This window comes from Bacillus sp. EB V-12, assembly GCF_056158125.1.
Genome location: NZ_JBUXJL010000001.1, coordinates 861263 through 883634, shown reverse-complemented (window position 1 = coordinate 883634; position 22372 = coordinate 861263). Strand labels below are relative to the sequence as shown.

The window sequence follows — 22372 nt, the reverse complement described above, 5'->3', positions numbered from 1 at the left end:
CATTTTAAAATATAAATTTCGTTCCATACGGTATGAATATACTAATGAGTATTCCAGTTACAATCATCGTCACCGAACCGATTGTCGCCTCTTTCTCGCCTTCCTTCACGAGACGGCTCACACCGATAATATGTGATGCACAGCCCATTCCAACTCCTTTTCCAATCGTACTTGTTATACTGAAAAACTTAAGTACTGTTGGTCCGATCATAGCGCCTGTTATTCCTGCAACAACTACAAAACTAGAAGTCATAGATGGAATACCACCAATTTGATCCGCTAATGATAGGGCAATAGGCATCGTTGCTAACTGTGGTAAAGTAGTTAATATAAGTTCCTTATCTATATTTAAAATTCCGCCAATCACTACATTCATACTCGTTACAGCCACTATACCTATCACTACTCCAATAAGTATCGATAAAAAATTTTTCATAAGTATCTTTCGCTCTTTAAATAGAGGTATGGCTAATGCTACAATTGCAGGGCTCAATAAGCTTGAAAGAATGTCTCCTCCATTTTCCCTATACTCATGATGAGAAATACCAAAAATGAAAAATAAACAAATCATAATTGCCGTAACTGTTAACACCGGTAACGTAAATGCAAACGTAAATTTTTCATATAGCTTTGTCGCCAAGAAATAAATTGCTACAGTAATAATAATTAAGACCATTTGAATCGTGCACCTTGTCGATTTTATTTTTTTGTTGTTATTAATAATTGACTTATATACCCTGAAACAATCAAAGTTACTACAGTACTTGCAACTACTAAAAGGAATATAATACTCCCCTTACTGAAAAGAAAAGACCCGTATTCCATCAGCCCTGTTGTCGAAGGGATTAAAAATAACGGTAAAAATACGATTAACTTTTCCGCACCTAACTCAAACCATTTTAACGGTAAAATGCGAGTGGAAAGGAGCAGGAACAGCATTAACATCCCTATTAAACTTCCTGGCATTGATAGATGGAATACTCCTTGAATCCACGTACCCACTAGGCTAAATACATATAGCACGCCTACTTGAAGTAAAAGCGTCACGTACTTCATTTCTTTCCCTCATTTCACTATCACACATCCATATTATGAAATCTCATGTAGCGTGTCGGCAAACCGTTTAATTCCAAGTTGAATTTGTTCTATATTCGCTCTACCAAACGTAAATCGTATATATTCATTTTTCGAACCTAAAACACTGCCCGGAACAAATGCGACACCATTCCGTATAGATTCACCTAATAAGTGATATTCATCAAACTTTCCTTTCACTTTACACCATACATGTATTCCACCCTCTGGCACGAAACATTCAACTCGGTCTCCCAATGTTCCTTCAAGCTCTGCAATTAATTCATCTCTTCTTTGCTTCAATTGTCCACGAAGTATCGTAATATGTGTATGAAAATCCTTTGATTCTAAAAATTGATTTGCTACCCACTGCGTAAATACACTATGGCCAAAATCAACTTGTTGCTTTGCATCTGCTAAACGCTCAATTACACGTGTAGGACCAATTATCCATCCAATACGTAATCCTGATGCAACAATTTTTGATAATGAACTTATATAAAGAACATTTCCATTTTGGTCCATTGATTTTAATGTCGGGTTCACTTCTCCATTAAAAGAAATTAAACTATACGGATCATCTTCTACAATTGGTATACCGAACTCAGAAGACAGTTCTAAAATTTTTTTACGTCTCGCTAATGAAAGCACAGTACCTGTTGGATTTTGATAATCTGGATTCAAAAATACCATACGAATGCGATGCTTTTTGTGCAAATCTATTAAGTCATCTGGATTCATTCCATGCTCATCAACAGGTAAATGAAATATGTTTAAACCGGCCGATTTAAACATTGGAAGCGAAAAACAATATGACGGATCTTCAATCGCAATCGCATCGCCAGGTTTTAATAAACATTGAACGATAAGATTAAGCGCCTGTTGTGCTCCTGACGTAATAAGAATAGAGCTTGAATCTGCTTCAATTTGTTTATATTGCTGAACATGTGCTGCAATTGTTTTTCTCAACATCTCATTTCCAAGTGGATGGTCATAGCCGAGGTTTTCCATAAATGTTTTCTCCGACAAAATTGTTCGAAATCTATCACTTGGAATTAATTCTGGTGACAGTTCACCACTTGCTAAATTAATTAAATCATCTTTTTGTGTTTCCGTTCGAATTTGTTGAACGAGTGGTACGTTAGGTAAGAACGATCCATCCTCCACGTACCTACCCCAGTTCGGTATTCGTTTATGTGAGACACCCCATATATCTGTATTGACCCGTGTTCCGCTTCCCTTTTGTCGTTCTACTACTCCAAGTGATTTTAATTCTTCATACGCAGCTACTATTGTACTCCGGTTCACCTGTAATTTCTTTGCTAACATACGCTCAGAAGGTAACTTACTATCAGAAGGAAATTCGCCTGAAGAAATGCCTCTTTCAATATAATCCGCAATTTGTTTATATACAGGTGTCTTATCTGCACGATTTGGTTTCCATTCCATATAGTTGCCCCCTCTCAAAACTAACTATATTTTACTCACTAATAACAGTATTGACTGTAATAATAGTATTAATTAATTAATTAATTAATTAATTACATGATTTAAAAATCTTTCTACTGTCATATTAAAGCTACTTGGCTTTTCTAAATAAGGTAAGTGTCCACTATTTTTAAACTCAATAAAAGTTGTATTTTTCAAACGGCTTTCAAACTCTCTTACATATTTCTCGGGGACAAAATCATCATTTTCCCCTCTTATAATTAAAGCGGAACATGTAATATTCGAAAGAAATGGTCTTTGATCATAATCTACTAATTCAGCAAATAATCTTTGAATATGCACCGGATTAATAAACTGTAAAGATTGATAAAATCCCCTGACAATTACTTCATTATTCGCTACTCCCATCGCCTTCAACAATGTATCCGCCCATTTTTTCCCGTTATCATGTAAGCTAAGCAAATCATATACTTCAAGCCGCTTCTTTCGATCCTCAGGCTCCAAATAGGGAAATGCATTTACAATAATTAAGCTAGAAACACATTCTGGATATTGGATAGCAAAATCAACACCTACTCTAGCCCCTTTTGAAAGTCCACAAATGACTACTTTTTGTAACTTTAAATAATTGCATAACTCATACAAAACATTTACATATTCTTTAAAGTTAATTTCTAGCCCTCCAGATTTTCCATGTCCTGGTAAATCAAGTGAGATCACTGTCCATTTTCCCTTAAAATATTGCCTTTGATATAACCAATTATTTGCGTTTCCTCCAAGCCCATGTAAAAACAATATGACTGGACCTGATCCTTCTATATTATAAAAAACCTTTCGATTCTTATATACAAAATACATATTCATCACCTTCAGCTGTAGCATCACTTATTTTTATCTTTGAATGAATATATCCAAAACGGTTCTCTTTCTAACCACTCGACTGTTTCCGGTACACCATCTTCATACTCTCTTTTTAGTTCTGTTACTTTAGTCGTAAACTGTGATGCATGTGCTTGCAATGCTTCTAGCTTTTTTGGAACATATTCTTTCACTTCATTTTTAAAATGTGGCGGACCTATTTCCACTTCATGATTATTTGAAAAAGCTACCGCATAAAACGTTGGTCTTTTATTTTCCTGAATAGTAGCTAAAGCCGCAGCCACCGCTTCTCCTGTTGCATCATGATCTGGATGAACTGCATATCCCGGATAAAAAGAAATGACCAATGAAGGATTCAATTCTTCTACACATTTTTGTATTACACGTCTTAACTCTCCAGGAATTTCAAATTCAAGGGTCTTATCACGATATCCCATCATACGTAAATCTTTAATACCTAAAATATTTGTAGCCCTCTTTAGTTCTTTCTCTCTTATAGCATATAATGATTCACGTGTTGCAAAAGGAGGATTTCCCATCGCTCTCCCCATTTCACCTAACGTTAAGCAAACATAAGTTAGAGGAACATTCCGCTGGACATAAGCTAAAATTGTACCCGCCACGCAATATGACTCATCATCTGGATGCGGAAAAACAATTAAAACGTGACGTTCATTTTTTATCAAAATCATCTTCCTCCATCATACACAATATTAACCTTTTTCTTTAAAAACTATTAAATCACTACTGCATACCACGTTACTCCAACAAGTAGTACAAAAAGAAGGATAATATAAATAGTTGATAAGTTTTTCACATTTCTCTTTGTAGACTTTCCGTAATTCTCCTCCACGTTTCTTGCAACTAGTACAGTCCCAAATAGCGATACAATTACAATAATAACGACTAGTGAAATTGCAAAACTCATTGTCTTTTCACCTCTCTAAGACCCATCTATTTTAATTAAAGAACTTACATAAAAACCTTCCTCTTTAAAACGTTGATAACATACTACCTTTCTTCTCTTATCATAATAGATGTTTGTAAAAAGCGGACCAACCACTTTCGTGTTTTTTTACTCATCCACTTTAAAAATAAAAAGAAGCGATATATTTTATCGCTTCTCACTCTCATCATCTTTATTCTTTTATTAATGACTTATTCGCTCTTATAACTTCTTGATACAATAATGGTGACCACTTTTCATTTATGTAGTCTTGAATTACCCAGCCTACTCTCGCAGGATTCTTTTGTTTTATATGGTTTGCAATTTCAGGATTTATATAAGAGGCATAGTAATATGGACTATTCCATGCTGTACCACCAGAAGACAAGCTTGTAAAATTTATATATAGATGATTTAAATCCTCACTATTGTTCATCGTTTCATTCATTGTATCTTTAATAGATTTTACTTTCTCATCATAACTCACTTTATATTTATCTTGTACTGTTACATTTACATTTTGATTTACAGTTGTGGTAAACGTCTCATTATCCGGCCAATAAAAATTATTATATCCTCCAGATTCATTACTACCACTATATCTTTTTAGTAGTACAATTTTCCCACGAGCATCTCCAAGTTTTATATTTCCTTCTGTTTTTAAAAAGATAGGATCAACAAAATAATTTTTTTCAAACGTACTACTAAATGAATCTTCTGCCCCTTTCATATCCTCATACTCTTTTTTTAAGGACATAATAATCGTTTCACTCGGATTATCTCTTAAAAATTGTTTCGCTTCGTTTATGAATTCATGCAGTGTTACATAAAGATATAATGGCCCATGATGAAGAACTATCGTATTATCATCTGTTAAACGTCCTCTTATATCAAAAATGCGAGCTCCATGGTCCATTTGATAGCGAAAATCATATTCTTGCGTCATTCCCCATACTTGCTTAATCGGATTTTGCAACTTGAACGTCCCACTATCGTGTGTTCCTGGAATTGAAATTCGTGCTAACGGGATATTATCAGGTATAGGTTGCATCCATTTCGACCAATTTTCAAGCTCATTAACAGAGCTAGCTGCAACTACTTGCTTATCATGTAAAGCAAATACAAATGTGATAAATATTGTACTACATATGAATAATTTCAAAATTAACTTCTTATTGCTCATTATTATCCCTCTCTTTTTCTGTTTTTATATCAAACTTATTGAATATAATATAAGCTAGTTCAGAAAAAATAAATAACATTTCATCAATATGAAATATTGCATAGAAGTAAAGTTAAAAAATCATTCACATATACTAAATTAGAAAAATTTAAAGGAACTTCATCTGAAGTTCCTTTTACTTATTTTATGTTCAATACGTATGAACCATCTTTATTCTCATATTTATAGACGTATAAATAATATTTACCTGGCTTTGCATTATAAGTTCCTTTAACTACATTGCCTTCATTTTCACCATATGCTACATAGTTATTTAAATCTGATTCATGATGAAGTACCCATGTCATTCCGATATTTTGTTCATTTAGTAAAGAAATATTAATATTTTCCGGCGAGTCAATTTGGAAAGTAAATACATCTACTCTATCACTATTATGTAGCGTTCCTTTCACCGGTGTATGAAAGTTAACTTTATTTGCCTGTCTAGGCTCATTATTTGGTTCATTTTCTGTTACTTGTAATTCATTCCCACCGTTTGGTTTTCTTTGTTCATAGCCTAAGTTTACTAGTATAGACTTCAAATCTGGTAAAACACCAATTTTATCTGCATATGGATCTTTAGATTTTGTTCCTGTGCTCTGGTTGCTTAATATTGCTCTTAGTTCACTAGGTCTATATGGTTGTCCTAAATTTTCTTTAGCAATGCTTTGTACTAAAGTCGCTGCCCCAGCAATAATTGGCGAAGCACTAGATGTTCCGCTAAAGCTTGAAGTATAAAGATTTACAGCACTTCTACTTTGTTCAGCTGTAGTTGTATCTACATTTTCTCCCCATCCGTACACATCAATACGGCTTCCATAATTCGAAAACCACATACGTTCATGAGGGAAAGATGAAGAGCCAGCGCCTACCATAATTGCACCCGAATCTTTAAAATCTTTACTATTACGATTTAAGACTTGCTTACCTTTTCTATCTTTGAACTGGTCTAAATCATTCCACCCATTTGCTCCAGCCTCTATAATTACAATCCCTTTATCTGTACCAGCACGAATTGCATCAAAGATATCTGGTTGTACTTCAACAGGTAAATATTTATCACCATATCCATCGAAAGATGCTTGCGCCTCTAACAATAAAACATCCCCAGCTTCTAACTGATTTACAGCGCTTAATATTGCATCAGCCGTATTATACTGTCCGTTATCTCTTATTTGAGAGATAACCTTTGCTTTCGCTTTTGGCGCAATCCCAATATTCCCGACTTCATTGTCCTCAGAGGATACAATTCCTAGTACAGACGTCCCATGACCGACATGCTGATCTATATTTCTTCCAGACATTAATTCAATATTTTGATGTAATAAATCCTCATGATTTAATAGCCATCCGTATTCCATATCAACAAAAGTGATACCATTTCCATTACCGCCTTGAATTTCCCAGGCGAAAGGCGCATTAATACCGTATGGGGCCGCTTCAAGATAACCTTGCTTTTTAAATCTAGGATTGTTACTAGGATTAAGAGCTACACTTGATGATTGCACTTCAGGTGGCATTATTTTCTCTTTTCTCTTCATATATGCATCTTCTATTAAAGAAGATGCCTTTAACTTATCTACTATTTCTTCTTCATACCCACTATTTTGATTTTGAAGAATATAGTAGTTTAATAAACTTGTAGATACATGATTAGGTGCTTTCACTTCAAGGTTTTGTATTTGTTCCGGGCTTACAGATGTGAATAAACGAGTAAATGTTACATCTGGATATTCTGTCAAAAGATCTTTTATTACTTTATCATTCGTTTGAGATTGTATTTGTTTTTCAATACCATCTTCATATGGCAAATCCAAATCCGCTTTAAATTTTACAATGATTTGCTTATCTGTTTCTTGTTCTATCCCTGATTTAATCTGCTGTTCTATAGAATCAGCATGTACACTATTGATAGTACCTCCTGTTCCTAAAAGTGCTGTAATGATTACAGTTGACGCACACATTTTTTGAAATATTTTCATTGCATTAATCCTCCTATTAATAATTAATTATTATATTAATCTATAATGATTTTATTTCTATAACGTATTCCCTTTCTACTAAATAGATTATAGTAATCAGAAATATGAACTTCAATGTATTTTCATATGCAATATTTCATATTCGGACTCTACACTACACGAATATGAAACTTATAGTGATTATTTATTTTATATGTGCTAATATACTTACATTAATATATTACGCATATATACATTTCAAACTACATTACTTAATAGTTTCACCTTAATTTTTTCTTAGGAGGATTTACAATGAAATTACTAAAACTAAAACATATAATCCCTTTATCTGCAGCTGCAATTACATTCGTATGTAGTCAAAGCACAGCTGAAGCTTCTACCATTCATACAGTAAAAAAGAACGATACACTTTGGGGCATTAGTAAACAATACGGAGTTTCAATACAATCCATTAAACAGGCTAATAATAAAGGAAACGATCAAACCTTTATTGGCGAACAGTTACATATTCCAGGGTCCGTGAAATCAAATGAAATCACTGTTCCTCAAAACGCCAAGCCAGCGAACATTTCTGGACAAATTATTTATCAAGTACAACCGGGAGATTCATTAGAAACGATAGCAAGGCGTTACAATGTCACTGTCCAATCTATAAAACAAATGAACAATACAGTCGGAAACAAGCTTTATACAGGACAACATTTAAAAATCAACTCAACCATTTCACAAAAAGAAAAAAACTTAATGGCACGCTTAGTTACTGCTGAAGCAGGTGGCGAATCGTATAAAGGAAAAGTAGCAGTAGCGAAAGTTATACTAAATCGTGTAAATGCAAAAGGTTTTCCAAATACAATAACAGGCGTTATTTATGAACCTATTAAATACGGATATGCATTTACTCCTGTTACAGATGGAAGAATTAATCAGCCTGCAAGCGCAGAAGCAAAAATGGCTGTAGAAGAGGCTATCTCCACAAATGGAGTACATTCTGACTGGCTTTATTTCTACAATCCAAAAACATCAACAGACAAGTGGATTACGACACGTCAAACAGTAGCAGTAATTGGTAACCATGTGTTTGCTAAATAAGATTTAAAATCATTAACAGACCTCTTCACTTAAAAGGTCTGTTTTTTTCTATGTAAGATGTTATTAATCATATGACATAGTTATTTTTCAAACTATTTTTTCTTTCAAATAAAAATTTTTGTATTTACTCCACCACTCGTAGAAATTAATAAAGCATCAAGTTCAAAAACTCCCACTTTATTAATAAAAGCTATTTCTTAACTTCATAAAATTGTTATACACTAGAAAAATAAAAAACAAACTATTCGTTAGCAGGTGGAAGAATATGTATGATGTTACGATTATCGGCGCTGGAGTAAGTAGCATTTTTATGGCTTATTCACTAGCTAAAAGTAACAAAAAAGTTTTAATTCTTGATAAAGGTAAAGCGCTAGAAGATCGCCATTGTCCTTTAGACGAAGGAAAAGTGTGCAATTGTACTACATGTGATAAATATTTCGGGTTTGGTGGTTTAGGCAAATCTGAAGGGAAATTTAATTATACAAACGGATTTGGCGGAGAACTTGAGAAAAAAGTCGGTAAAGAGGGTTTTATACAACTCATGGCTGAAGTAGATGAAATTCTATGTCAGTTTGGTGGAAGTTCGGTTTCAAAATATTCTACTGAAAATTCAAGTCTCACTAAGAGAGCTGAAGCGTGTGGTTTACAAATGCTAACAACAGAAGTAAGACATCTTGGTACTACACTTTCCAGTAACATTTTTCAGCAGCTCTATGAATTTTTACTGACGAAAATAAAGATCCAATTTCATATAGATGTACAACATATTCTGAAACAGGAAGATCATTTTACAATAGAGACAAATCAAGGAACAGTTCAAACTAAGCAACTAGTATTAGCAACTGGGCGCTCTGGAGCCGATTGGTTAAAAGAAATGTGCAGTTCCCTAAATATTTCTCAGGAGCAAACACGTGTAGATTTAGGAATTAGAGTAGAAATGAAAGAACATCAATTACGCTCTATATTAAAAGATACTTTTGAAACAAAACTTTCTTATCAAGGTGAGCATTTCATAGCAACTACTTACTGTATGAATCCAAAAGGACGCATCATTCGAAAGTACGAAGAAGGTTTAGTTATGCCTGACGGTCAAAATTTTCGAGAGCAAGGAACTGGCACTTCTAACTTAAATTTCACTTTATTTATTCCTCGCTATTTTCCAACTCTCAAAGAAGCAAATGTATACGCAAGTTCAATTATTCAAGGCATTAACCAAGGACGAGATCGGATTGTTATACAGCGCTTAGAGGACTTACTAAAGAAACAACCTACGGTGGAAAACAGCATGGAACATAATCGTATACAACCTACACTACAGGGAGATTATGGAGATTTGAATCAAGAAATTCCTCAATTATATATTGAAGGGCTAAAAGAATTTTTATTACGTTTAGAACAATTTATACAAGAGCCTATCGATCAACATACTTTACTATATGGAATTGATGGAAAGTTCTATGCTCCTACGATAAAAATTAATAATCATTTTGAAACTAGTGTACATGGGCTATTTTTAATTGGAGATTGTTCAGGCGTTACGCATTCATTATCTCAAGCAGCTGCAAGTGGTCTGTATGTTGGAAAGTACTTATCTGACATTTAATTTTTATCATTAAGATGTCAATCAAATATTTTCAATTTCAAAACACTTTACTTATATAGTAAAAGTATATTAATAAGTCCCCTACCCTTCACGGCTAATGATTAACAGACAAAAGATTTTGATTTTACAAAATACATATGTAATATAACTGTATATTTAAAACGATTGACATTCAATTCTAATAAATTGAATGTCAACCGTTTTAAAAGTCTCTATCCATTTTCACTTTTATTTGTTCGATATTTTGTAACATCATCATAGTGTTTAATATGGTAGGATGTCTATAAGTCAATTTCACTACAACTATGACTTGTTCTGCCCGTTTCTCAAAAAGAGTTATATTTATGCTACTACGCTTTAAAAAACCCCATTATATATATGAATACTTCAAATTATTCCCTTTAGAAAACAAAATCTAAATGGTTCATCACACTCTAATAGTTATAAAAACATAATATATAACTTTAGTTAAATAAATTATATAAAGAAGGTGTAAAAATGAAGAACAAAATAAATTTACAAATACAAAATATAAGTTTTGTTATAATAATGGGTTTAGCAGTATGGTTAAAAACATATCTTATTACGCGATTCAGTTTTGATTTAAAAATCGAGTCTTCGACGCAAGAGCTCATTTTGTTTATTAGCCCTCTAGCCGCATCATTAGCATTTGTTGGATTAGCATTATTTGCAACTGGTGAAAAGCGAAATTATATAGCGCTCTGTATTAATTTCTTATTAACAATCGTGCTTGTTGGAAATGTAATGTTCTATGATTTTTATAATGATTTCGTTACATTACCAGTACTTGGACAAACCTCAAACTTTGGCCAATTAGGCGGCAGTATTATAGAAATATTAAACTACAAAATTATACTCGCATTCGTAGACATTGTTTTCTTCTTTATTTTATTAAAAAAGAAATCATTGGTCTTTAAAACAGAACGTGTAACTCATTCTACGCGCTTGTTATACTTTCTTTTAACGATTGGTGTATTCTTTGCGAATCTACATCTTGCAGAAAAAGAGCGCCCTGAATTATTAACAAGATCATTCGACCGAGTCATGCTTGTCAAAAATTTAGGCTTATATACTCACCAAGTATATGACTTAACACTGCAAGTAAAAGCTGGGTCACAAAAAGCACTTGCTGATAGTAGTAAATTACAAGAAACTGAAAACTACGTAAAAGCAAATCAAAGCGAGCCAAACCCTAATATGTTTGGTGCAGCGAAAGGAAAAAACGTAATTGTCGTCACTCTTGAATCCTTGCAGACCTTCTTAATAGGCGCATCAGTGAACGGGCAAGAAGTTACACCATTCCTAAATGAATTCATAAATGAAAGTTATTACTTTGATAACTTTTTCCATCAAACTGGTCAAGGGAAAACATCTGATTCTGAATTTCTAATCGATACGTCGTTGTATCCATTAAATCGAGGAGCTGTATTCTTTACACACGGTAACAATGATTATACTGCAACTCCAGAAATTTTACGTCAGCAAGGTTATTTCACTTCTGTATTTCATGCGAATAACGCAACATTTTGGAATCGTAATATTATGTACTCCACTCTTGGTTATGACCGTTACTATAATGAACTTGATTACAAAATCACGCCAGAAACAAATTTAAATTGGGGATTAAAAGATATCGAATACTTTGATCAATCAGTAGATATATTAAAAACTGTTAATCAACCATTCTATGCTCGTTTCCTTACTTTAACAAACCATTATCCATTTACGTATGATGAAGATACAAAATTCATTGAACCATACAACTCTGGTAATGGCGTATTTGATCGTTACATCGTAACAGCACGTTACTTAGACGAATCCATTAAAAAATTTATTGAACGTCTAAAGGCCGAGGGGCTTTACGATAATTCTATTATTGTGTTATACGGTGATCATTATGGCATTTCCGAAAAACATAATCGTGCAATGGCACAGTTTTTAGAAAAAGATCAAATAACAGAATTTGATACTTTAAATTTACAACGTACACCTTTATATATTCATATTCCTGGACAAACAGAAGGTCAAACTATTTCAAAGCCTACGGGACAAATCGATATGAAACCTACTATTCTAAATTTATTAGGTGTTGATTCTACGAATGATATCCGTTTTGGCCATGATATGTTTTCAGATGAATATACTGGCTTTGTTGTTTTACGTGATGGTAGCTTCGTTACAGATAAGTATGCATACAAAAACAACACTTTCTACGACCGTATAACAGGTGAAATTGTAGATTTACCAAAAAAAGAAGCTCAAGCCCTCATTAAACGTGCACAAAATGAATTACGAATGTCTGACAAAATTATTGAAGGCGATTTATTACGTTTCTCAGAAAGTAATAAAATTAAAACTGGCGAAGTACAAACTAAAATTAAAGAAACAGAAAAATAATCTATATGAAAAAGGAGCAACTTATTACAGTTGCTCCTTTTTACTTTCTTATAACACATCAGGTTTTTTATTCTACGTTTGTTTCTAAAACTACATCCGCAAAAGTATTATCATCACCTATATTTAAAATCACTTCACATTGACGCAATCTCAATTCAAAGAGCATGATAGAATCGTGATAGATTTCAGGATTTGATTTCATCTTATGTAATATCTCTTGTTTTTCTTGTATTTCTAAATGCGTGTTTTCTACAGCTTGCTTTAAGGAGTTAAATGGATTCCTAAAGAATATATTAATATCTCGCTCTTGTGTGTTTTCAAACAGCTCAAATTGCAAGAAAAATTTCTTCATAATAGAAGCCGTTACTTCAGTATAATCTTCATTTTCTACATACTGTTTGTATTTGTTATATAGCATAGATTTATTTTTAGGAAGAACTCCAAATAATTTACCGGCACTTTTCAGTAAAAATTGTGCTGGCGTAAATCGACGTAAAATATTTACTTCATCCATTTGTATTCTAGTCGTCATCCTGTCAGTATCTCTGCGCCAGTCATCAAGTACTTTAAAGTCACATTCTAACTGTATTCTATTTTCTCCAAATAGTGAATTAAGCCCTTCACTAAGTTCTTCTAAATACGTTTGACTTTGAAGAAGCTCATTATTAGAAGTTGCAATCCAATTTTGCATAGAAAGAGCCAGATTAGGTAACACAGTTTGTTCTAAATATTTATGCACTCTTTCATTCATTGCTTTATTTAGTTCCGTATCCATGTGCCCGAAATCACTTTCTTCACTAATTAAATTAGAACAGCTCTTTAATATCTTCGGAATATTTTCAGTAAGATCATTTGTAATTTCAGTCTTCATTGAACGATATGATTGTGTAATGAAATGAATTTTTTCCCTCTCAAATGTAGTAAGGTTATTAATGCTACCGTTTAGTTTCACTAGCATATCTTCATTCCAATTAATAGCATCCACCAGATTATTTTCTTTCTCAACACGTTTATCCAAAAGATATGTAATTGTTTTTCGAATGAAAAATAATAACTTTTCAGTACGTTCTGCATCGATATTTTTATGATTAAAGTTAAAATGAATAAACTCAGTTAAATCATTTAATTGTTGACTACTTGTATATAACGAGGAATAAGGGACAATTCTCGCATACGGGAAATATGTGTTTATTCTCGTTGCCGTATCATGTAATACCCTTTTCACTTCTGCTTCACTGTAAATGTTATCGATTTTATTTAATAAGAAATGAATTTGTAAATTTGGCGTATGCTCTTGAATACTTAATAGAATGTCACGTTCTTTATCAGTAAAAGGTGAATCCGCATTCAATACGAACAGTAATTCGTCTACAGAATTTAAATATTCGAATATCTCATCTCTAGTGTCGTTATTCCTATTAAAGCCAGGTGTCACTACAAATGTAAGTTTATTTTCATTTAAAAATCTACATGGTAATTTAAATTCAACACACGCTCTATCTCTATATGTTTGATAGTGCTGAGACATCATATTATGGTAATCAGAGACATCTTCCGTTGTTGTAATTGCTGAGTCTGTTATAGCGTTTATTTCTATATGAGCATCATTTTTTAAAACTACTACATTTGAAATTGATTTTTCTAATATATTTTCTCCTAATATAGAGTTAATAAATGTAGTTTTTCCGCTCCCTGAAGTTCCCGTTACTAAAATACGATTTGTTCTTAAATCTGCGAGCTCGTCAACTAACCATTTAAATCGGTGACCTATTTCTATATTCTGCTTTTGTGCCCACTGTGTAATAGATTCAAAAAGGTGTAAGCTGTAATCTAAGCCATTTACATGATTAATAGAATGTGACAGTAAGTTTTCCGCATGTTCTATATTTGCTGAATCTATTTTGGAAGGGAAAATCTCATCCCATGCCAATACAGCTGCAGATGGAAATACAGCATAAGATGGATTGACTACCTTTAACCAATTTGCTAACAGATTTGGAATGATATCGTTTAATTGTCTAAGCGTATATTGACCTTGAATTAATGCAAAGTACGTTTCTTCGTAAAGAGCAGAAACTTTGTTCCATATATCGGACGAATGTATTTCAATATGTAAGAAAAATTCATTTATTGTGTTAAGCCACAATAAGTAATTTTTTTCATTTTTATAACTGTTCCAGAGTGATGAAACCATTTGCGTAAATTGTACTTGATCTACATTATTTAATGTAGCTAATGCATCATAAAAATAGTCTGGTGAAATATGTTTAGTAAACCCTTTATCGATATATCCTTTTAACACCTCAAACCAAGGATACGATTCTATGCGAATTAACTCATTCACAGCAAGCTCTACTGCACTATCAAAATCTTGCTGTTCCTCATAAAAGGAACGGGCAATTTTTGTGACATTCGGATAATCAGGATTTAAAGAAACTGCTTCTTTAATAACACCGAAAGCTGAGTCAAAATTATTTTGCTCAATGTAAAGAGAAAGTAATTGTAGTCTAATTTCGGTCATCAATATTTTATTATCAGTAGTAATAGAAGTATAAATATTTTCAGCAAATGATAACTGATTCAGTTCGAAATAAGCATCCGCAATATTTTTTTGTGCCCATGGTGCTAATTCATTACTAACCTTCTCCCATTTAAAAATAGCTGCTTCAAAATCTTGATGACGATAATAAAATTCACCTTGTGCAAAACGAATATAAGACCCATCAGAAATCTCATTTTTTTCTTCGTTTACATAAGCTTGTCCAAGTACGTCAAGAGTTGGTTTTGTTGCATTCTCCATTAGGAATGTTTCATAATACATCTTTTTTATTAATTGTTTTTCTAATCTCATCTTTTCCCCCACTATATCTTGAAAATACATTTTTAAGATATGTCAATACTTTTTGTATGTATGCTTTTTATCTTAACAAAGAATATCTTTTGGAAAATTTCATTTTCCTTTCATTTTTCAAGTTAGATTGAATTTTTATGAGAAAAGTTTCAGTTTTTTTTCAATTCCCTTTCAGTTATGAAACAGCATTAAATGTTCCTAATAACCTAATAACACTATAATATTCCACATTATATTATCAGGAAAATCCCATATAAACCATATTATAAAAACAATCTATACTGAATTTATATACATAATTCACTGTGCTGTCAAACAAAAAAACAACAATAGGAGCCAACAGCTATTCATACCATTTCTTTCTCAAATTGTTTTCCTTTAAAATGTTTCAGTAGTTATGTAATTAAATTCCATTAACCTATATAAATAACTAGTCCAAAAAATATCTATATGCATATCATGTTATAGTAAAGAATTTAGGAGATCCTAAAAGGAGGCATTTTCATGTTTGAAGATAAATCTAAAATAAATTACCCATATGAATTTACTGAAACTACAACAGTTCCTCTAAAGAACCCCATTGATAAAAAATTCAAGAACGGCACAGGTACACATAACTTCCCAATTAAGAAGCACTATAAAGAGCAAGTTCTATACACTGAAAAAATTAATAATAATAAAAATAAGTAATTGTATAGACCTTTATAACAATTAGCCAAATAAGAAGCAACATTTGGCCATGCATAGTTATTTAGTTAGTAATGATACAATTCATGCACATTTTAAAAAGTGCTGTATACAGCGCTTTTTTATACATAGATAAATTTAAGCTAACACAACCAAGAAATAAACTGTAAAATTACTCCACCATATTCTCGTTTAACTATTAAATCTACATATGAAAAGGGAGCAACAGTAAATGTTGCTCCCTTTTGAAATATAATTTATTCACTCTACATAACCCTCTTAAACATCTTCTCCAACTCATAAGTAGAATGATGCACAAGAATCGGTCTTCCGTGTGGGCATGTGTATGGGTTTGTTGTTGTACGTAATTCTTCCAGTAAGGCAAATATTTGATCGTTCGTTAAATATTGATTCGCTTTAATGGATGCTTTACAGCTCATCATGATAGCTGCTTCTTCACGTAACTTTTTAATATCCACTTTTTTTAGTTTAACAACTTGCTCCATCATTTCATCGATAATTTCTGTTTCTTGTCCTTTCGGGAACCATGTTGGATGCGAGCGGACGATAAAGGATTGATGGCCGAATTGTTCTAAAAATAGCCCAACTTTTTTTAGTTCTTCTAACTGTTCTTCGACACGTAAAAATTCAGTAAGAGATAGATCAATACGGTACGGTACAAGTAACTCTTGTACTTCTTGCGCTACCCTTCCTACTTTATCACGGAAGTATTCATAATTAATACGTTCCTGCGCGGCATGCTGGTCAATCATATATAAGCCTTTATCATTTTGAGCGAAAATATATGTTCCATGCATTTGTCCAATTGGATAAAGTGGTGGTAAGTCATTCCCGTTCATTTCAATCTCTTTTATTTCCCGAACTTCTTCTTCTAATTCCTCTAGTTCAAAATCCTCTTCATTACTGTCCCACGATTTCTCTTCTTGAATTGGTTCTTCGATTATCGGTTTAGTGGATGGTTGCCAACTTTGTTCTTCTCTTATGAGCGACTGTGGTGGTTGCCATTCTTGTTTCGGCGGTTGCCACAGTTGTGGTGGCTGTTTCACAGCCTGCGGTTCTTCTTGTTTTGCATCCATGCCAGTTGGTAAAACAATGTCCGGCATAGATGGTTCTTTCGGCTTCGCATGCTCAAACTGGAACTGTTCTTGCACACTTTCGTCTTTTTCTTTTTTCTTCGTTGTTACGCCTGCATCTGGAATGAGCTGTATTTTTTTAAATGCAGCTTGCAATGTTTCTTCGATCAGCTTTAGCAATTCTTGTTCTTTACTAAAACGAACCTCTAACTTCGCTGGATGTACGTTAACGTCAACTAGCATTGGATCCATTTCAATCGATAAGAAGCCAATTGGATACCGGCCGACTGGCAGTAATGTATGGTATCCTTGCTGAATTGCTTTCATTAGTACAAAGTTTCGAACGTAACGACCATTTACGATCGTTGACATATAATTACGAGATGCTCTCGTTACTTCTGGTAATGTTACATAGCCTTTAATTGTAAAGTCTAAAGATTCAGCTTCAATTGGAACAAGCTTCTTCGCAACTTGAATACTGTAAATCGATGCAAGTACTTGTCTTACATCACCGTTACCTGATGTATGAAGCAATTTCTTTTCATTATGAAACAGTTTTAACGATACTTCTGGATGTGACATTGCAATACGATACACGATATCTGTAATATTCCCGAGCTCCGTATGAATGGTTTTCATATATTTAAGACGCGCTGGTGTATTAAAGAATAAGTTTTGTACTGTAATATCTGTTCCTTTTCGGCTCGCAGTCTTCTCTTGCTTTATAATGTCTCCACCTTTAATTATGAGGTGTGTACCAGGCGCATCACCTGTGCTAGTAATTAATTCTAATTCACTAACAGAGGCAATACTCGGCAATGCCTCACCGCGGAAACCGAGTGTTCTTATGCGAAACAGATCGTTTTCATCTTTAATTTTACTCGTCGCATGGCGTTCAAAAGCGACGATACAGTCTTCTTCTGCAATACCATCACCGTTATCAATGATACGAATTTTCGATAACCCAGCTTCTTCTAAGTGGATTTCAATAGATGTACTATTCGCATCGATAGAATTTTCCACAAGTTCTTTTACGACTGAAGCAGGGCGCTCTACTACTTCCCCTGCCGCAATTAAGTTAGAGAGTTGGTCATCGAGTTTGCGAATTTTCCCCATCTACTTACTCATCCTTTCTTTAACTTTTTCTGTAAGCGATACAATTCGTTCATCGCTTCTAAAGGTGTCATATCAAGTAAATCGATTTTTTTAATTTGCGCCAATACTGCTGTTTCTTTTTGATCTAGCAGAGGTTTGTCTTGTTTCTTCGAAGACTGTTCTCCTCCAAAGAAAGATAGTTGCGATTCTTCTTCAGTCTCTACTTTCGTTTCCTGTATTTCTGCTATTTCCTCTTTTACAACTACAGGTTCTGGAGCAGCTTCTTGTACTTTCACTTCTACTCGTTTTGGAATAATAATTTCTTCCTGTCCTTCTAGCTGTGCTAACACTTCTTTCGCGCGGGCGATTAAGCTATCTGGAAGCTCTGCAAGTTGCGCAACGTGAATTCCGTAACTTTTATCTGCTGCCCCGTCTTGAATTTTATGAAGGAATACTACTTTTCCATTCTCTTCAATTGCTGAAACGTGTACATTTTTCAGTTGATCTAAACTCTCTTCTAACACCGTTAATTCGTGATAATGCGTAGAGAATAACGTTTTTGCACCAATTTGGTCATGAATATGTTCAATAATTGCTTGTGCAAGTGCCATACCATCATAGGTAGATGTACCGCGTCCAATTTCATCGAATAAAATTAAACTTCTTTCTGATGCGTTTGCAATTGCATTTTTCGCTTCTAACATTTCGACCATAAATGTACTTTGACCTGATATTAAATCATCCGCTGCACCAATTCTCGTAAAGATTTGATCAAATACAGGTAATACTGCTTCTGTTGCTGGTACGAAACAACCGATTTGCGACATAACCGTTACAAGTGCTAATTGTCTCATATACGTACTTTTACCAGACATGTTCGGCCCTGTAATTAAAAAGACATCCATATTCTCTGGCATAATACAATCATTCGGTACATACAATTTCCCGTTCAATACTTTTTCAACGACAGGATGACGACCATCTTTAATAAAGATTTCGCGCTTCGTTGTCAGTACAGGTTTTACAAACTGTTCTTCTTCACTAACTGTCGCAAAACTTTGCAGTACGTCTAATTCACTAATTACTTTCGCTAAATGTTGTAATTTCGGAATAAATACTTTTACTTCTTCACGAAGTGCTGTAAATAAATCGTATTCTAGCTGTACGATTTTTTCTTCAGCTTCCAAGATTAACGTTTCTTTTTCTTTCAGTTCATCTGTAATGAAACGTTCAGCATTAGCAAGCGTCTGTTTACGTTCATAGCGACCTTCTGGAAGTGCTGCAAGATTCGCTTTCGTTACTTCAATGTAGTAACCGAAAATACGGTTGTATCCGATTTTTAACGATTTAATTCCAGTAATATCACGTTCTCTTTTTTCAAGCTCAGCAATCCACGTTTTCCCGTTTTTACTCACGTAACGATATTGATCAAGCTTGTCATTATAACCATCTTTAATAATATCTCCATCTTTAATTGAAAGCGGTGGGTTTTCTTGAATACTTCTTCCTAGTAATTCTGTTAAGCTTTCACATGGATCTGCACCTTGAATTAATCTCGATGCATAAGCGTTATCTAACAAACTAATTGCTTCTAAAATAGCTGGCACTTGAAGTAATGAACGTCTTAATTGTAATAAGTCTCTTGCATTTACGTTACCAAATGCAACTTTTCCTGCTAAGCGTTCTAAATCATATACTTCTTTTAACTTTTCTTTTAAATCTTCACGTAAGAAGTAATCATTTACAAACGTTTCAACCATTTCTAAACGCTCTTCAATTCTTTCTTTCTGTATAAGTGGACGTTCCATCCACTGTTTTAACATACGACCACCCATAGCTGTTTTCGTCTTGTCCAATAACCATAATAGTGATCCTGTTTTTTCTTTCGTCCGAAGTGTTTCTGTCAGTTCTAAATTTCGCTTTGAATGTACATCAATTTTCATAAATTGATTCGTATAATAAATTTCTACTGGTTGCAAATGATCTAAAGAACGTTTTTGCGTTCTTATTACATAGTTAAATAAACGTCCAACTGCTTTAATTAATTTTGCTTGTGAAACATTTTTCACAAGATGTTCTAATCCTTCCGGAATTGCCGTTGCATCTTCATACGAAATCGTCATTTTCAATGTTTCAGTTAACTTGTTTAGTTCATCTTTAGAAAATGAAGAATCAACAACAATTTCTTTCGAACCAGTTGCATACACTTCTAATAAAATATCTTCTACTGAACCAGTCAGTAACGTTACTGTATTTTGTCCAGTCGTTAAGTCGTTACAAGCTAATGCATATGATCCATCTTCAAAATGTGTTAATGCGGCTAAGAAGTTGTTTTCTTTCTCATCAATTGTACGCCCTTCCATCATCGTTCCTGGCGTAATTAATTGTACTACTTCACGACGTACTACACCTTTAGCTGTTTTCGGATCTTCTACTTGCTCACAAACAGCTACTTTATATCCTTTTTCAACAAGTTGTTCAATATAGTTTTTAGCCGCATGATATGGTACACCGCACATTGGTATACGTTCACTACTACCGCCATCTCGGCTCGTTAATGTAATTTCAAGTTCATGGGCTGCTTTAACAGCATCCTCAAAGAACATTTCATAAAAATCGCCTAAGCGAAAAAATAAAAAGGCATCTTGATAATCTGCCTTAACCTTTAAATATTGCTGTATCATAGGCGTATATTGAGTCATACTTTTCCTCCATAATTCTTACATGATAATCTATTTTCATATATGTCGCATTTCACGGACACTCTTATCTCCTATTTCAGGAGTCTTTCTTCATTATAACATATTTCATAAAGAATCATGTTCATTCAGCGCCACTTATATAAAGTAAAAAGCTAGGAAGAACTTCTCCCTAGCTTTCTATTACTCTTCTTCTGCATCAACGATAAAGTTCGGATCTAATTCTTCAAATTCATCATCAGCAATTTGGAAATCATCATCTGATTCTACGCAGCCTTCAGGATTTACACTTACACAAATTTTCGTTTCTCCAACTACTTCTGTTACAAATTCACGTTCTACAGTTACAACAATTTTATTACCATTTGGTGATACAAGTGCTTCTAAACAATTTGGCGGCTGAATAACACGAGCAATAATTTCTAAATCGTCACCAGAAAAGTTTTTATCACGATAACCAATACTTACTTCGTCCGTGTAGTTCACACGTTCTGTTACAACTTCAGTCTTTGTATTTCCATCAAATGAATACCAAGTGTTCACATCATAGAAACCTTCAATTTCCACATGTTTTCCATTCTTTCTTGCTTCGTACGAGTGGTTAATTACCCAGCACCCTAAAATACTTGTTGGCTCATTATTCGATTCACATGTATGCGTTGACTTTGTATACTTACGTCCTTTTCCAACCACTGCTTTTGTAATAATCTCTCTAAATTCGGACATTCGTAACCCTCCTCAATCACTATTCACTTAATCATATGCGTGACAATAGCGGAATGTGTCATTCTTTTTTTGAGAAGACCTTACGTTTAATCCACAAAAAAAGAGATGTCAATATGACATCTCTTTAACAACCACAATTTCCTTTTTTACTTTCTACCGCTGCGCCAGTTTCACCCTTTAGTACATCACCACCAGTTGAAATTAATATTTCATCTGTTACGTTGTTAGAAATTGTACTAGCAACTAACTGTAATAAGTCATTTACGTATGTTTGTGAAGATTTAAATTGTTGTACGACTGGAATACTGTCTAACTTATCTTGCAATGCATCAATTTCAGCTTCTACCTTTTTTAAAGCTTCCCATTTCCCGTAATGTTGCAAGTTTACTGCTTGTTTTTGCAGTGCTTTAATTTCATCGATTGCGCGCTTTACATTTTCATTTTTATGAATTTGCGCCTCTGCTTTCTTAAAAAAATCAACTTCTTCTGTTTCAGAAATCATTTTTGCTAATTCTTTCGCTTGTTCAACAATGTCATCTTTCGAATATACTTTCATCT

The 22372-nt window shown here is 33.6% G+C and carries 17 protein-coding genes; 4 read left to right on the top strand and 13 right to left on the bottom strand.

Annotated elements, in window-relative coordinates:
• Positions 1-4 precede the first annotated feature (4 nt).
• From ACZDYH_RS04630 to ACZDYH_RS04595, 8 genes are all read right to left on the bottom strand, one after another.
• Positions 5-676, bottom strand: a complete 672-nt coding sequence (locus tag ACZDYH_RS04630; protein WP_006922209.1) for an LrgB family protein — start codon at positions 674-676, stop codon at positions 5-7.
• 23 nt (positions 677-699) lie between these two features.
• The gene (locus tag ACZDYH_RS04625; protein WP_000878492.1) at positions 700-1056 is read right to left on the bottom strand and encodes a CidA/LrgA family holin-like protein; all 357 of its coding nucleotides are present in this window, start codon (positions 1054-1056) and stop codon (positions 700-702) included.
• 33 nt (positions 1057-1089) lie between these two features.
• A complete protein-coding gene (gene pdxR, locus ACZDYH_RS04620; protein ID WP_016123267.1) occupies positions 1090-2523 on the bottom strand; it encodes a MocR-like pyridoxine biosynthesis transcription factor PdxR in 1434 nt (477 codons plus the stop codon).
• An 84-nt stretch (positions 2524-2607) separates the two neighbouring features.
• Positions 2608-3381, bottom strand: a complete 774-nt coding sequence (locus ACZDYH_RS04615) for an alpha/beta fold hydrolase (RefSeq protein WP_042867390.1) — start codon at positions 3379-3381, stop codon at positions 2608-2610.
• Between the two features lie 23 nt (positions 3382-3404).
• Entirely contained in the window at positions 3405-4085 is a 681-nt protein-coding gene (gene bshB2 / locus ACZDYH_RS04610) for a bacillithiol biosynthesis deacetylase BshB2 (protein WP_042867561.1), read from the bottom strand.
• 53 nt (positions 4086-4138) lie between these two features.
• Positions 4139-4330, bottom strand: a complete 192-nt coding sequence (locus ACZDYH_RS04605) for a hypothetical protein (protein WP_000006467.1) — start codon at positions 4328-4330, stop codon at positions 4139-4141.
• A gap of 211 nt (positions 4331-4541) precedes the next feature.
• The gene (gene plcA, locus ACZDYH_RS04600; RefSeq protein WP_000066288.1) at positions 4542-5531 is read right to left on the bottom strand and encodes a phosphatidylinositol diacylglycerol-lyase; all 990 of its coding nucleotides are present in this window, start codon (positions 5529-5531) and stop codon (positions 4542-4544) included.
• Positions 5532-5710: 179 nt separating this feature from the next.
• On the bottom strand, positions 5711-7552 hold the full coding sequence (locus ACZDYH_RS04595) for a S8 family peptidase (protein WP_016123270.1): 1842 nt from the start codon (positions 7550-7552) through the stop codon (positions 5711-5713).
• A 291-nt stretch (positions 7553-7843) separates the two neighbouring features.
• Between ACZDYH_RS04595 and ACZDYH_RS04590 the strand changes: the two genes are divergently transcribed.
• From ACZDYH_RS04590 to ACZDYH_RS04580, 3 genes are all read left to right on the top strand, one after another.
• Positions 7844-8641, top strand: a complete 798-nt coding sequence (locus ACZDYH_RS04590) for a cell wall hydrolase (RefSeq protein WP_016123271.1) — start codon at positions 7844-7846, stop codon at positions 8639-8641.
• Between the two features lie 265 nt (positions 8642-8906).
• Entirely contained in the window at positions 8907-10244 is a 1338-nt protein-coding gene (locus ACZDYH_RS04585; RefSeq protein ID WP_000272403.1) for an NAD(P)/FAD-dependent oxidoreductase, read from the top strand.
• Between the two features lie 498 nt (positions 10245-10742).
• Complete coding sequence (locus ACZDYH_RS04580; RefSeq protein ID WP_006922163.1) at positions 10743-12662, top strand: LTA synthase family protein; 1920 nt, start codon at positions 10743-10745, stop codon at positions 12660-12662.
• A gap of 67 nt (positions 12663-12729) precedes the next feature.
• Here ACZDYH_RS04580 and ACZDYH_RS04575 read toward each other — a convergent pair whose 3' ends face one another.
• Positions 12730-15513 carry a dynamin family protein gene (locus tag ACZDYH_RS04575; RefSeq protein ID WP_434712604.1) on the bottom strand — a complete coding sequence of 928 codons (2784 nt, stop codon included), beginning with the start codon at positions 15511-15513 and terminating at the stop codon, positions 12730-12732.
• Between the two features lie 504 nt (positions 15514-16017).
• On the opposite strand from ACZDYH_RS04575, the gene ACZDYH_RS04570 reads away from it, so the two are divergent.
• Entirely contained in the window at positions 16018-16203 is a 186-nt protein-coding gene (locus ACZDYH_RS04570; RefSeq protein WP_000461138.1) for a hypothetical protein, read from the top strand.
• Between the two features lie 263 nt (positions 16204-16466).
• Here the strand turns inward: ACZDYH_RS04570 and mutL are convergent, their stop codons facing one another.
• From mutL to ACZDYH_RS04550, 4 genes are all read right to left on the bottom strand, one after another.
• Positions 16467-18410: a DNA mismatch repair endonuclease MutL gene (gene mutL, locus ACZDYH_RS04565; RefSeq protein WP_000516465.1), complete on the bottom strand. Its 1944-nt coding sequence runs from the start codon at positions 18408-18410 to the stop codon at positions 16467-16469.
• 8 nt (positions 18411-18418) lie between these two features.
• Entirely contained in the window at positions 18419-21091 is a 2673-nt protein-coding gene (gene mutS / locus ACZDYH_RS04560; protein ID WP_000196026.1) for a DNA mismatch repair protein MutS, read from the bottom strand.
• 180 nt (positions 21092-21271) lie between these two features.
• Entirely contained in the window at positions 21272-21814 is a 543-nt protein-coding gene (gene cotE / locus ACZDYH_RS04555; RefSeq protein ID WP_001288799.1) for an outer spore coat protein CotE, read from the bottom strand.
• Positions 21815-21938: 124 nt separating this feature from the next.
• On the bottom strand, positions 21939-22370 hold the full coding sequence (locus tag ACZDYH_RS04550) for a YlbF/YmcA family competence regulator (protein ID WP_000870461.1): 432 nt from the start codon (positions 22368-22370) through the stop codon (positions 21939-21941).
• Between the last annotated feature and the right edge of the window lie 2 nt (positions 22371-22372).